Source organism: Desulfovectis peckii (assembly GCF_055391705.1).
This window is the reverse complement of sequence record NZ_AP042409.1, coordinates 2,238,963-2,253,246: the sequence shown is the minus strand read 5'-3', so window position 1 is coordinate 2,253,246 and position 14,284 is coordinate 2,238,963. Positions and strand designations below refer to the sequence as shown.

The 14,284-nt window shown below is 42.7% G+C and carries 7 protein-coding genes, 2 tRNA genes and 2 rRNA genes; all 11 read left to right on the top strand.

Going from position 1 to position 14,284, the window contains the following annotated elements; translation table 11 throughout:
- Positions 1 to 97: 97 nt before the first annotated feature.
- On the top strand, positions 98 to 1,435 hold the full coding sequence (dnaA, locus tag ACZ5NG_RS11250) for a chromosomal replication initiator protein DnaA (RefSeq protein ID WP_464251873.1): 1,338 nt from the start codon (positions 98 to 100) through the stop codon (positions 1,433 to 1,435).
- Between the two features lie 247 nt (positions 1,436 to 1,682).
- Positions 1,683 to 2,786 carry a DNA polymerase III subunit beta gene (gene dnaN, locus ACZ5NG_RS11245; protein ID WP_464251872.1) on the top strand — a complete coding sequence of 368 codons (1,104 nt, stop codon included), beginning with the start codon at positions 1,683 to 1,685 and terminating at the stop codon, positions 2,784 to 2,786.
- Positions 2,787 to 2,788: 2 nt separating this feature from the next.
- Positions 2,789 to 3,010 (top strand): RNA-binding S4 domain-containing protein, encoded by a 222-nt coding sequence (locus tag ACZ5NG_RS11240; protein WP_464251871.1) that lies wholly within the window; start codon positions 2,789 to 2,791, stop codon positions 3,008 to 3,010.
- Positions 3,011 to 3,022: 12 nt separating this feature from the next.
- The gene (recF, locus tag ACZ5NG_RS11235) at positions 3,023 to 4,153 is read left to right on the top strand and encodes a DNA replication/repair protein RecF (RefSeq protein ID WP_464251870.1); all 1,131 of its coding nucleotides are present in this window, start codon (positions 3,023 to 3,025) and stop codon (positions 4,151 to 4,153) included.
- Positions 4,154 to 4,417 (top strand): extracellular matrix regulator RemB, encoded by a 264-nt coding sequence (gene remB / locus ACZ5NG_RS11230; RefSeq protein WP_464251869.1) that lies wholly within the window; start codon positions 4,154 to 4,156, stop codon positions 4,415 to 4,417.
- A gap of 103 nt (positions 4,418 to 4,520) precedes the next feature.
- Positions 4,521 to 6,434, top strand: a complete 1,914-nt coding sequence (gene gyrB, locus ACZ5NG_RS11225; RefSeq protein WP_464251868.1) for a DNA topoisomerase (ATP-hydrolyzing) subunit B — start codon at positions 4,521 to 4,523, stop codon at positions 6,432 to 6,434.
- A 33-nt stretch (positions 6,435 to 6,467) separates the two neighbouring features.
- Positions 6,468 to 8,906: a DNA gyrase subunit A gene (gene gyrA, locus ACZ5NG_RS11220; protein ID WP_464251867.1), complete on the top strand. Its 2,439-nt coding sequence runs from the start codon at positions 6,468 to 6,470 to the stop codon at positions 8,904 to 8,906.
- Positions 8,907 to 9,238: 332 nt separating this feature from the next.
- Positions 9,239 to 10,774: ribosomal RNA gene (locus ACZ5NG_RS11215) — 16S ribosomal RNA — on the top strand.
- A gap of 90 nt (positions 10,775 to 10,864) precedes the next feature.
- Positions 10,865 to 10,941, top strand: a tRNA-Ile gene (locus ACZ5NG_RS11210).
- Between the two features lie 92 nt (positions 10,942 to 11,033).
- Positions 11,034 to 11,109 (top strand) — tRNA-Ala (locus ACZ5NG_RS11205).
- A 63-nt stretch (positions 11,110 to 11,172) separates the two neighbouring features.
- A 23S ribosomal RNA gene (locus tag ACZ5NG_RS11200) occupies positions 11,173 to 14,119 on the top strand.
- Together the 16S and 23S rRNA genes with 2 tRNA genes alongside form the textbook arrangement of a ribosomal RNA operon.
- The last annotated feature ends 165 nt before the right edge of the window (positions 14,120 to 14,284 follow it).

Below are 14,284 nucleotides of genomic sequence, written 5' to 3'. Positions count from 1 at the left end.
ACCTGTGAGTAATTTTGTGATTAACTGTTTTGACGCCTCTAAATTGAGGCTTTTTTAGCGTTATTAATTATATCTAAATTATCTACCGGAGGTTGGTATGCTTAAGCAAGAGGTTGTGGATAGCTGGCAGCAGGTGCTAGCTATACTAGAAAAAAGACTAAATAAAAACTCCTTTGAAACATGGGTTTCATCACTGACACCCCTTGGATGGTACAGTGGCACTATATTAATTGAAGTTCCTAATCATTTTTCCAAAGACTGGTTAGATGAACGCTATAACCCATTAATTAAACAGGCTTTTGAAGAAGTTTTGCAAAAAGAAGTAAATATTCAATTGATTTTATCCAGTGAAGTTCCGGAAAAATTAAATCGCAGTCCACAACCTGTGGATAATTCTAATATCGATTTTGAATCCAGCCCACTAAATCCCAAGTATACTTTTGATTCATTTGTGGTCGGTAACAGTAACAGATTTGCCCACGCGGCTTCCCTTGCCGTTGCCGAAACACCGGCAAAAGCATATAACCCATTATTTATCTATGGTGGGGTAGGCCTGGGCAAAACTCACTTAATGCATGCGATAGGTCATTATATTATACAAAATAACAGAAGTGCCAATGTATGTTACGTAACTTCAGAAAAGTTCACTAACGAACTAATTAATTCCATCCGAGATGATAATCCGGCAGCATTTAGAAACAAATACAGAAAGATTGATGTTTTGCTAATTGACGATATTCAGTTTTTAGCCGGTAAAGAAAGTACTCAAGAAGAATTTTTCCATACTTTTAATACCTTATATGAGGCCAATAAGCAAATTATTATTTCCAGTGACCGTCCGCCTAAGAGCATTCCCACATTAGAAGACCGTTTACGCTCGCGTTTTGAATGGGGATTAATAACGGATATTCAACCCCCTGACTATGAAACAAGGATAGCAATTCTAAGAAAAAAAGCCCAATTAGAGGGATTGGAAGTACCGGATGAAGCTATAACCTATATAGCAGATAAAATTGACACCAATATACGTGAATTGGAAGGTGCCTTAATTAGGGTGATTGCTTACGCATCATTAACCAAAAGTGCGATCACTGCAGAAATGGCTGCCGATGTTTTAAAAGACATTTTACCGCCCAGTAAGCCAAAGCCAATTACCATTAAATTAATTCAAGAAACAGTGGCTAATCACTATAAAATTAAGCTAGAAGATTTGAAAGCTAAAAAAAGAACCAGGGCAATTGCCTTTCCCAGACAAATCGCCATGTACCTTTGCCGGGAGTTAACAGACTTGTCACTTCCTAAAATTGGCGAGGAATTTGGCGGAAGAGATCATACTACCGTGCTGCACGCCTGCGAAAAAATTAATAATGAGTTAAAGCAGGATTTAACATTACAAAATACAATTAATCAAATTATCAAAAAAATTAAAAATTAAGTTATTCATATAATTAACATGTTACGGAATGAATTGTATGTTTATGGTGGGGATATTTAAAAAATTATCGTATAAAAATTTTTTTAAATTACAACTTAATTAGAACGTATTAAAAAATTATCACCAACAACAATAACAACAAATTTTTGTTCAGTATCTAGAATTAAGGGCTGTTTCCACATAATCACAGGCCCTACTGCTACTACTACCAAATTAACTAATATTTATTGTTAGGGAGTTTTCTTTTATGAAAATAACGACTGTAAAAGAAAATCTATTATACGGTGTGCAGACAGTTCAAAAAGCGGTATCGGCAAAAAACCCTTTGCCGGTGTTAACCGGCATACTGTTTAAAACTGAAGGCAATGTGCTAAAAATGACTGCCACTGACTTAGAAATAGGTATAGAATGTTATGTTCCGGTTACTACTATTGAAGAAGGGGCAGTGGTAATTCCGGCAAAATACATTACAGAAATCGTTCGCAAGCTGCCGGACGTACCCATTGATTTGGGTTCTGATGATACCACCAATATAGTAACAATTAATTACAATACCTCAGAAGTTAAGCTAAACGGATTCAGTCCCAATGACTATCCTTCTTTTCCTACTGTAGAAAGTGATGTTACATTTGAAATTTCTACACAAGTATTGCGAGAAACATTAAAACAAGTAACGTATGCTACCAGTGTTGATGAAAACAGGCCGATTTTTACGGGCGTATTATTTGAAATCAAAGAAAATATGTTAACCCTGGTAGCAACAGATACGCATCGCTTGGCATTAAAAAAACTAACTTTAAATCAGGTATTACCTTCAACAAATGTTATAATCCCAGGACGCACGTTAAACGAGTTAACACGCATTATCAGTGCTAATGATGATGAGGTTATAAAAATTACAATTGGCAGTAATCAGGCCTTATTTAAACTACAAGATACTACGATCGTATCCAGATTAATTGAAGGACAGTTTCCCGCTTACGAACAAGTTATTCCCAATAAATACAAGTCCAGGTTTAGAATTAAAGTTAAGGAACTGTTAGATTCTACTGAAAGAGCAGCGTTACTTACAAAAACTGGAAGCCAGGTTATTAAACTTAACGTACAGCAGGATCTATTGTCAATTAATGCCAGTACGGAAATAGGAGGTATTCATGAGGAAATTAAAGTATATTTTGAAGGCGAGCCGATACAAATTGCTTTTAATGCCCGATATTTAACAGATGTATTACGGGCGCTGGAGCAAGAAGAGATTTATTTTGAGCTAAACGGACCGCTAAGTCCCGGTGTAATTAAACCTATTGAACAAGATGACTATTTATCGCTGATACTGCCGGTACGCAGTGCCTAGAGGTGAATCTTTTGCTTAATAAAGTGGCGATTAAAGATACTATTAAACTGGATCAGTTTTTAAAGTGGGCGGGAATAACCGCAACCGGAGGACAGAGTAAAATATTAATACAAAATCATAAGGTAAAAGTGAATGGAAAGGTTGAAACGCGGCGGAGTAGGGAAATTGTACCGGGCGATTTAATAGAAGTTGAAAATGTAGGCCAATTTAAAGTAATAAGTTAAGAGGTGTCCTGATTGCAAATTTTAAAAATCAGGGCGGATATGTTTAGAAATTACCGGCATTTAGAATTTTCACCCCATAATAATTTGAATATAATTATCGGCCCGAACGCCCAGGGAAAAACAAATTTACTGGAAGCTATATTTTTTAACTTAAAAGGCTATTCATACCGAACAAATGATGATAAAGAAGTAATTAATTGGCAGAACGATTATTGCAATGTTACTTGCTTACTGGAAAACAAAGGTCGAAAATGGCAACAATCGGTAGCATTAAATAAAGCCGGTTTAAAAAAGTATTTAATTAACGGCGTAGAAAAAAAGAGAAGGGATTTTTCCCAAGTAGGAGTAATTTTGTTTACTCCCGATGACTTAGAACTGATAAAAAGCTCTCCGGCAGTAAGGCGGAAGTTTATAGATCATGAACTTGGTTCTTTTTACAGTCCTTATACCCATTTTATTGGAAAATATAACAAAATACTTGCTCAGCGCAATCACTTATTGAAAAGTATTAAAGCATCTAAAGAAAGTACGGATATGCTTGAGCTGTGGAATCAACAGCTAGTGGATAACGGGACAAGTGTCCTATTATTAAGATTGGCCATGCTAAAAAAACTTGCCCCGATTGCAAAAAAATGTTATTATCACTTGACTGACGGTTATGAAATGCTGGATATTAAGTACTTGTCCTCTTTAAAAATTGATGGGCGCATGGAAGAAGATTCCTTAAAAAAAAGGTTTTATCAAGTCTTAAAACAAATGCATCCACAAGAAGTAAGACGTTGCCAAACGCTTGTCGGTCCGCACCGGGACGATATAAACTTTTTAATAAACGGTAAAGATGCCAGAGCTTATGGCTCGCAAGGTCAACAGCGCACTATAGTGTTGAGTTTAAAACTGGCATTAATGACACTTTATCTGACAGAATTTAACATGCAGCCAATAGTTTTACTGGATGATGTATTATTTGAATTAGATCAAAAAAGACAAAAGATGCTTTTAAATATAACTAAACAAGGTATTCAAACATTTATTACAACCAATAACTTAAATAGCCAAATATTACAGGATCATGATTATCAGTTGATAAGAATAAAAGAAGGTTTAATAATTAATAACGACCAAGAAAATAAAGAAGGTGATTAGATGTTTCTCCATTTGGGTGGGGATGTTATGGTGTTAAAAAAAGATATTATTGCCATTATGGATTATAGTACTAAGCAGGCAGTATCAACTAGGAAATTTTTAGAGATTGCCGATGATGAGGGGATTGTTAAATCTATTACCGGTGATGAAAAGGAAAAAACTTTTGTAATTACTTCTAACGAAATATATCTTTCACCAATTTCATGTAACACATTAAAGAAGCGCTCCGAACAGTCACTGGCGACGATTAGTGATGATAAATAGAACCGTGTATATCACGGTTATTTTTATGCAGGCTGGGTATAACTTGAGATAATAAGTTTTATTATGGTATAATATGGTTCTGAATGATTATATGGAGGGTAATATGGACGATCAAGTTAACATCAATACTGGTTACGATGCAGGAGAAATACAAGTTTTAGAAGGCTTGGAAGCCGTAAGAAGACGTCCCGGAATGTATATTGGCAGCACAAGTAGTAAGGGACTACATCATTTGGTATATGAAATTATTGATAACAGTATTGATGAAGCATTAGCAGGATATTGTGACTATATTCTTGTTGAAATAAATGAAGATAATTCAGTTACTGTTACTGACAACGGTCGTGGCATACCGGTTGATATTCATCCCAAAATTGGTAAACCGGCAGTTGAAGTTGTGTTAACAACCTTACATGCCGGTGGCAAATTTGGCAGTGGAGGTTATAAAGTTTCCGGGGGTCTACACGGCGTCGGTATATCAGTGGTCAACGCTCTTTCCGAGTGGTTGGAAGTAGAAGTGTACCGAAACAATAAGACATACCGGCAGCACTTTAAAAGGGGAGTGCCGGTAACAGAATTAGAAGTAGTTGGCAGTAGTAAGCATACCGGAACCAAGATAACTTTTAAGCCTGATTACCTTATTTTTGAGGAATTGGAATTTGATGCCGCTACTATTGCCCAACGGGTAAGGGAACTTTCATATCTTAACCGAGGTATCAAAATTGTATTACACGATAAACGCACTGATAAAAAAATGAAGTTTCAATATCAGGGCGGTATTATTGATTTTGTTAAAGAGCTAAATAAAAATAAGAAGGTTATACATAGTAAACCGATTTATTTTAACGGTATAAAAGATGACGTTCATGTAGAATTAGCCATTCAGTATAGCGAATCTTATACAGAAACCTTGTTTTCTTATGCCAATAATATTAGAACTACTGACGGCGGTACGCATGAAATTGGCCTTAAAGCCGCTTTAACCAGGGTTTTAAATGATTATGCACGTAAACATAATATTTTAAAGTCAAATCAAAGTAACCTGTTAGGCGAAGACATCAGAGAGGGTATGACTGCTGTAATTAGTGTCAAGGTTACTGAACCTCAATTTGATGGGCAAACAAAAACAAAACTGGGAAACAGTGAAGTAAGAGGCATAGTTGAATCTTTTACAGCTGAAAGTTTAGCTACTTTTTTAGAGGAAAATCCGTCCGTTTCCAGGAAAATTTTAGAAAAATCCATTGCTGCCGCCAGAGCAAGAGAAGCAGCGCGAAAGGCAAGGGAATTGACGCGGCGTAAAAGTGCGTTGGAAGGCAATTCGTTACCGGGAAAGTTGGCCGATTGTTCGGATAAGGACCCGGCAGTTTCTGAATTATATATCGTTGAGGGTGACTCTGCCGGCGGATCGGCAAAACAAGGAAGAGACAGGCGTTTTCAGGCTATATTGCCTTTAAGAGGGAAAATTTTAAATGTTGAAAAAGCACGTCTGGATAAAATATTAAACAACGAAGAGATTAGATCTATGATTACGGCTATGGGTGCCGGCATAGGTGATGATTTTGATATACGAAAAGCACGCTACCATAAAATTATTATCATGACGGATGCTGATGTTGATGGTGCTCATATTAGAACTCTTTTATTAACCTTCTTTTATAGATATATGAGGCCGGTAATTGAAAACGGTTACCTGTTTATTGCCCAGCCTCCGTTATACCAGGTGAAGAAAGGGAAGAATATACATTATTGTTATTCCGATCAAGAATTAGAAAAATTATTAAATCGAATTGGCCGTGAAGGGATCACCATTCAACGCTATAAAGGATTAGGGGAAATGAATGCTGATCAACTATGGGAAACTACAATGAATCCGGATACTCGTACATTATTGCAAGTGGATTTAGTTGATGCAGTGGAAGCAGATAAAATATTTACCATGTTAATGGGAGACAAAGTAGAACCAAGAAGAGAGTTTATTCATGAAAACGCTAAAGAAGTTAGAAATTTGGATATTTAAATAATTGTACCTTGCTTAGTATGAGGTGAAAAAATGCCTGAATTAACAGGAAAAGTTGTACCAATAGACATTAATAAAGAAATGCGCCAGTCTTATTTAGACTATGCCATGAGTGTCATTGTGGGCAGGGCTTTGCCGGATGTGCGGGACGGATTAAAACCGGTACATCGCCGTATTTTATTTGCCATGCACGAACTGGGCTTGTCTCCGGAGAAGGGTTATCGCAAATGTGCTAACATTGTCGGTAGAGTGATGGCCGATTTTCACCCCCATGGAGATGCTGCTATTTATGACGCCTTAGTTAGGTTAGCTCAAGATTTTTCTATCCGCTACCCATTAATAGACGGTCATGGCAACTTTGGTTCAGTCGATGGCGATTCAGCTGCAGCAATGCGCTACACGGAGGCACGCTTAGCTAAAATCGCCTTAGAAATGCTCAGAGATATTGATAAAGAAACCGTTGACTTTATGCCAAACTATGACGGGCGAACAAAAGAGCCTGTTGTATTGCCTTCTAAGATACCTAATTTATTAGTAAACGGATCTGCCGGTATTGCCGTAGGCATGGCGACAAATATTCCTCCCCATAATTTAGGTGAGATTATTGACGGAGTAAAATTACTGATTGAAAACCCTAATGTCGGTATTGATGAGTTAATGCAAGTGATTAAAGGGCCGGATTTTCCAACCGGCGCAAAAATTATGGGCCGCAAAGGAATTTGGTCGGCCTACAAAACCGGCCGGGGGACCGTAATAATCAGGGCAAAAACACGGATTGAAGAGATCGGTAAAGGTAAAAAAGCCATTATTGTCACTGAAATACCTTACCAAGTTAATAAGGCGCGCTTGGTAGAGAAAATTGCAGAGTTGGTTAAAAATAAAAAAATAGACGGAATAACTGATTTAAGAGATGAATCAGATCGTTCCGGTATGCGTGTGGTAATAGAACTGCGCAGAGACGCAAACGCAAAAGTGATATTAAACCAACTTTATAAACATACGCAACTGGAAGAAAGTTTTGGCATCATTATGCTGGCCTTAGTTAACGGACAACCTCGGATATTGAACTTGAAAGAGATGCTCTTTTATTATTTAGAGCATCAAAAAGATGTTATTACTCGCCGAACAAAGTACGAATTAAATAAAGCCGAAGCAAGGGCGCACATTGTTGAAGGCTTAAGAATTGCTGTAGCCAATATTGATGAAGTAGTACAAATTATTAAATCGTCAAAAACAACACAGGAAGCTAGAGATAGGTTAGTTGGACGCTTTAATTTAACTGAAATACAGGCCAATGCAATTATAGAGATGAGATTGCGCAGTTTAACCGGCCTGGAAATAGAAAAATTAGAGGCTGAATATAAGGAATTACTGGAAAAAATAGCTTATTTAAGATCAGTATTGGCGGATGAAAGATTGGTATTGGGCATTATTAATGATGAGTTGACAGAAGTTAAAAAGAAATTTGATGATGAACGTCGTACGGAAATTAGTAATGATGTTGTTGAACTGGATGAGATTGATTTAATTCCTAAAGAAGATATTGTAGTTACATTAACCGATTATGGATATATTAAACGAACTCCTTTGGAAATATATCACAGTCAAAAGCGTGGGGGACGCGGTGTTACTGCAATGGGAACTAAAGAAGAAGATGCGGTAAGCCAAGTCTTTACCACCACGACACATCATTATATTTTGTTTTTTACCAATAAGGGTAAGGTTTATAAAGTAAGAGCACATGAAATACCCGAATCCAGCCGCCATGCTAAAGGAACGGCTATTGTTAACTTAATTAATATAGATAACGATGAATTTATTAATGCAGTAATTCCGATAAAAGAATTTGATGATGATAAATATTTGTTCATGTGCACCAGTCGTGGAATTGTTAAGAAAACTGTTCTTAAAGAATATGATACATCAAGAAGTGACGGCATTATTGCCATTAATCTTGATGAAGATGATCATTTAGTTAATGTTTTACTTACTAACGGTGATGAAGAGATTATACTTGGAACTAAAAAAGGATTAGCAATTAGATTTCCTGAATCTGATGTAAGAGCAATGGGACGGGTATCCAGAGGTGTTAAAGGTATCAATTTAGCTGACGATGATTTAGTGATTGGAGTAGATCGGGTTAAAGAAGACAGTTATATATTAGTAGTAACTGAAAATGGCTTTGGCAAGCGTACCCCAATTGATGAATATCGGCTGCAATCTAGAGCGGGAAAAGGAATAATTAATATAAAAACCAATAAACGTAACGGATATGCCGTTGCTTTACATGTTGTTCAGGAAGATGATGAAGTTTTACTTATCAGTGCAGAAGGTGTAATCATTAGATTAGAAACTAAGTACATTCCGACAATGGGACGCTCAACGCAAGGTGTTACTTTAATGAGGCTGGACGAAAACGATAAGGTTGTTGCCATGACTAGATTTCATACAGATACAAAAAAAGATAAATAACATTTCTTCTATTGACACTGTAAAATAAACATGGTATATTAACACTGCTGTGTTTAAGAAGCACAGTTAATAAGTTTAACTGTGGCTTTAAGTAAACAGGCAGTGTTATTTTTTAATAAATAAAAATTAAAAATTACCAATTGACAGCGGATAACAATACTGTTAAACTAAAAGATGTTGCTGAAAAAACAGTAAATAAGTTTAACAGTAAAGTTATTTGGATCCTTGAAAACTGAACAGTGAGCAAGAGATGAATGCAAGGAAATACCCGTTTAAGAAGATGAGTAATTCAGGATAACGCAGAGCTTGGAAAAAGCTTTCTGAGATAATTTTTCACGGAGAGTTTGATCCTGGCTCAGGACGAACGCTGGCGGCGTGCCTAACACATGCAAGTCGAGCGAAGGATCGGCAATGAAGTTTTCGGACGGAATTGCCGATTACTTAGCGGCGGACGGGTGAGTAACGCGTGGATAATCTGCCTATCAGACCGGGATAACCCTTGGAAACAGGGGCTAATACCGGATACGAACATCGGGACACAAGTTCTGATGTTGAAAGGGGATACCGCTGATAGATGAGTCCGCGTCCCATTAGCTAGTTGGTGGGGTAAAGGCCTACCAAGGCGACGATGGGTAGCCGGCCTGAGAGGGTGACCGGCCACACTGGAACTGAGACACGGTCCAGACTCCTACGGGAGGCAGCAGTGGGGAATATTCCGCAATGGGCGAAAGCCTGACGGAGCAACGCCGCGTGAGGGAAGAATGTCTTCGGACTGTAAACCTCTGTTGTATGGGAAGATAATGACGGTACCATACGAGAAAGCCCCGGCTAACTACGTGCCAGCAGCCGCGGTAATACGTAGGGGGCGAGCGTTGTCCGGAATTACTGGGCGTAAAGGGCGCGTAGGCGGCAAACTAAGTTAGAGGTGAAACCTGCAGGCTTAACCTGCAGCATGCCTCTAAAACTGGTTAGCTTGAGTGCAGGAGAGGGAAGTGGAATTCCTGGTGTAGCGGTGAAATGCGTAGATATCAGGAGGAACACTCGTGGCGAAGGCGGCTTCCTGGCCTGTAACTGACGCTGAGGCGCGAAAGCGTGGGGAGCAAACAGGATTAGATACCCTGGTAGTCCACGCCGTAAACGATGAGTGCTAGGTGTTGGAGGTATCGACCCCTTCAGTGCCGTAGCAAACGCGTTAAGCACTCCGCCTGGGGAGTACGGTCGCAAGACTAAAACTCAAAGGAATTGACGGGGGCCCGCACAAGCGGTGGAGCATGTGGTTTAATTCGACGCAACGCGAAGAACCTTACCAGGGCTTGACATCCTCCGCCATCCCTAGAAATAGGGAGTTCCCTTATGGGACGGAGAGACAGGTGGTGCATGGTTGTCGTCAGCTCGTGTCGTGAGATGTTGGGTTAAGTCCCGCAACGAGCGCAACCCTTACCGTTAGTTGCCATCATTAAGTTGGGCACTCTAACGGAACTGCCGTTGACAAAACGGAGGAAGGTGGGGATGACGTCAAATCATCATGCCCCTTATGCCCTGGGCTACACACGTGCTACAATGGCCTGTACAGAGGGCAGCGAAGCCGTGAGGCGGAGCGAATCCCAGAAAGCAGGTCCCAGTTCGGATTGCAGGCTGCAACTCGCCTGCATGAAGTAGGAATCGCTAGTAATCGCAGGTCAGCATACTGCGGTGAATACGTTCCCGGGCCTTGTACACACCGCCCGTCACACCACGAAAGTCGACAACACCCGAAGCCGGTGACTTAACCTCGCAAGAGGAGAGAGCCGTCGAAGGTGGGGTCGATGATTGGGGTGAAGTCGTAACAAGGTAGCCGTATCGGAAGGTGCGGCTGGATCACCTCCTTTCTAAGGAGTAACTGAGAGGAGACAAGGTGTTACCTCTCGCTCCTAGGTCGATCATTCATCTCTTTGCACTGTTCAGTTTTGAAGGATTAAGGGATTGTAGCTCAGCCGGTCAGAGCGCACGCCTGATAAGCGTGAGGTCGGTGGTTCGAGTCCACCCAGTCCCACCAGTTGAAAAGTGAGAAGTTAGAGCTGAGAGTAAGAAGAAATTAGCAATGCTAATTTCTTTTCTCTGACGACTCACGTATCACAAAAGTAAAATGGGGGCGTAGCTCAGCTGGGAGAGCACCTGCCTTGCAAGCAGGGGGTCAGCGGTTCGAATCCGCTCGTCTCCACCAGATGTTCCTTGAAAACTGCACAGCGAGTAAGAGAAGCGAGAGTAGGTAGAAACAATTTCACCAGGTCAAGATAGTAAGAGCACATGGTGGATGCCTAGGCGCTTTAGGCCGATGAAGGACGTGGTAAGCTGCGAAAAGCTGCGGGTAGCTGCAAACAAGCGTTGATCCGCAGATCTCCGAATGGGGCAACCCGGCGGGAGCGAACTCCCGTCACCGTTTAGTGAATCCATAGCTAAACGGGGGGCACCCGGGGAACTGAAACATCTAAGTACCCGGAGGAAAAGAAAGAAAACTCGATACCCTAAGTAGCGGCGAGCGAACGGGGTGTAGCCTAAACCGGCAATGCTTGCATTGCCGGGGTTGCGGGACCTCAAGAATTGGATTTGGGTTATCTAGCTGAACACAGCTGGAAAGCTGGAGCACAGAAGGTAACACTCCTGTAGGCGAAAGATAACCGAACCAAAGAGGTATCCCAAGTACCGCGGGACACGTGGAACCCCGTGGGAATCCGGCAGGACCACCTGCCAAGGCTAAATACCTAAAGCGACCGATAGTGCACAAGTACCGTGAGGGAAAGGTGAAAAGCACCCCGGGAGGGGAGTGAAATAGAACCTGAAACCATGTGCTTACAAGCAGTCGGAGCGCGTTAAAAGCGTGACGGCGTACTTTTTGCAGAACGGACCGGCGAGTTACTTTAACGAGCGAGGTTAAGGCTGGAAAGCCGGAGCCGCAGCGAAAGCGAGTCTGAAGAGGGCGCATAGTTCGTTAAAGTAGACCCGAAACCGGGTGATCTACCCATGGCCAGAGTGAAGCTGAAGTAAAATTCAGTGGAGGCTCGAACCGACCGTCGTTAAAAAGACGGCGGATGAGCTGTGGGTAGGGGTGAAAAGCCAATCGAACTCGGAGATAGCTGGTTCTCCCCGAAATAGCTTTAGGGCTAGCCTCGGGAATGAGTGCCGGAGGTAGAGCACTGACTGGGCTAGGGGCCTTCACCGGTTACCGACCCCAATCAAACTCCGAATGCCGGCCACTTGAATCCCGGGAGTCAGACTACGGGTGCTAAGATTCGTAGTCGAGAGGGAAACAGCCCAGACCAACAGCTAAGGTCCCCAAGCATGGCTAAGTGGGAAAGGATGTGGGGTTGCAGAGACAACCAGGATGTTGGCTTAGAAGCAGCCATCATTCAAAGAGTGCGTAATAGCTCACTGGTCAAGTGACCCTGCGCCGAAAATGTAACGGGGCTAAGTCATGCACCGAAGCTTTGGTTTGGATGGTATGGACCATTCAGAGGTAGGGGAGCGTTGCCAACGCGCGGAAGCAGTACCGAAAGGAGCTGTGGAGCGTTGGGAAGTGAGAATGCCGGTATGAGTAAACGAAAAGGCAGGTGAGAATCCTGCCCGCCGAAAGCCTAAGGTTTTCTGGGGAAGGCTCGTCCGCCCAGAGTAAGCCGGGACCTAAGCCGAGGCCGAAAGGCGTAGGCGATGGACAATCGGTTGAGATTCCGATGCCACCAACGACCGTTTGAAGGATGGGGTGACGCAGGAGGGTAGGCTAAGCGCACGGTTGGAAAAGTGCGTCCAAGCCCGTAGGGTGATAAGTAGGCAAAACCGCTTATCAAAAAGCCCGAGAGGTGAAGGGGAGCGAAAAAAAAGTAGCGAAGTAGCCGATCCCAAACTGCCAAGAAAAGCCTCTAACGAGGAAGTTGGTGCCCGTACCGCAAACCGACACAGGTAGGCGAGGAGAGAATCCTAAGGCGCGCGAGAGAACCCTCGTTAAGGAACTCGGCAAAATGACCCCGTAACTTCGGGAGAAGGGGTGCCTCATTATCGTGAAGTTAGAACAAACGGAGCGAGAAGAGGCCGCAGAGACCAGGCCCAAACGACTGTTTAGCAAAAACACAGGTTCCTGCTAAAGCGAAAGCTGACGTATAGGAGCTGACGCCTGCCCGGTGCCGGAAGGTTAAGAGGAAGGGTTAGGGAAATGACCCGAAGCTCTGAATTGAAGCCCCGGTAAACGGCGGCCGTAACTATAACGGTCCTAAGGTAGCGAAATTCCTTGTCGGGTAAGTTCCGACCCGCACGAATGGCGTAACGATTTGGGCACTGTCTCAACGAGGGACTCGGTGAAATTGAAGTTCCGGTAAAGATGCCGGATACCTGCGACAGGACAGAAAGACCCCGTGGAGCTTTACTGCAGCTTGACATTGGGTTTCGGTATTTCATGTACAGGATAGGTGGGAGACAGAGAAGCAAGTACGCCAGTATTTGTGGAGTCGACTGTGGGATACCACCCTTGAGATATTGGAATTCTAACTTAGTACCGTAAGCCGGTACGAGGACAGTGTCAGGTGGGCAGTTTGACTGGGGCGGTCGCCTCCCAAAGGGTAACGGAGGCGCCCAAAGGTTCCCTCAGCGCGGACGGAAATCGCGCCTAGAGAGTGTAAAGGCAAAAGGGAGCTTGACAGCGAGACTGACAAGTCGAGCTGGTACGAAAGTAGGGCTTAGTGATCCGGCGGTATCGAGTGGAAGAGCCGTCGCTCAACGGATAAAAGCTACCCCGGGGATAACAGGCTTATCTCCCCCAAGAGTTCACATCGACGGGGAGGTTTGGCACCTCGATGTCGGCTCATCGCATCCTGGGGCTGGAGTAGGTCCCAAGGGTTGGGCTGTTCGCCCATTAAAGCGGTACGTGAGCTGGGTTCAGAACGTCGTGAGACAGTTCGGTCCCTATCCGTCGCAGGCGTAGGAAACTTGAGGAGAGCTGACCCTAGTACGAGAGGACCGGGTTGGACGGACCGCTGGTGTACCAGTTGTCTCGCCAGAGGCATAGCTGGGTAGCTATGTCCGGAAGGGATAAGCGCTGAAAGCATCTAAGCGCGAAGCCCCCTCCAAGATGAGGTTTCCCATCGCAAGAGTAAGACCCCACGAAGACTACGTGGTAGATAGGCCGGATGTGTAAGCACAGTAATGTGTTTAGCTGACCGGTACTAATAGGTCGAGGTCTTGACCTGAAAGCTTTTCTTGACTCGCTGTACAGTTTTGAAGGAACAGCAGACATGGTATCCTGCAACGATACTGAACGCCAAGGCATTTGCCGGAGCAAACGATAAGCCGGCGCATTCAAAGAGCGACGCCGCCGGAGGGTAAGTGCCGAGGACTGTTCGAGGAGCTTTGCT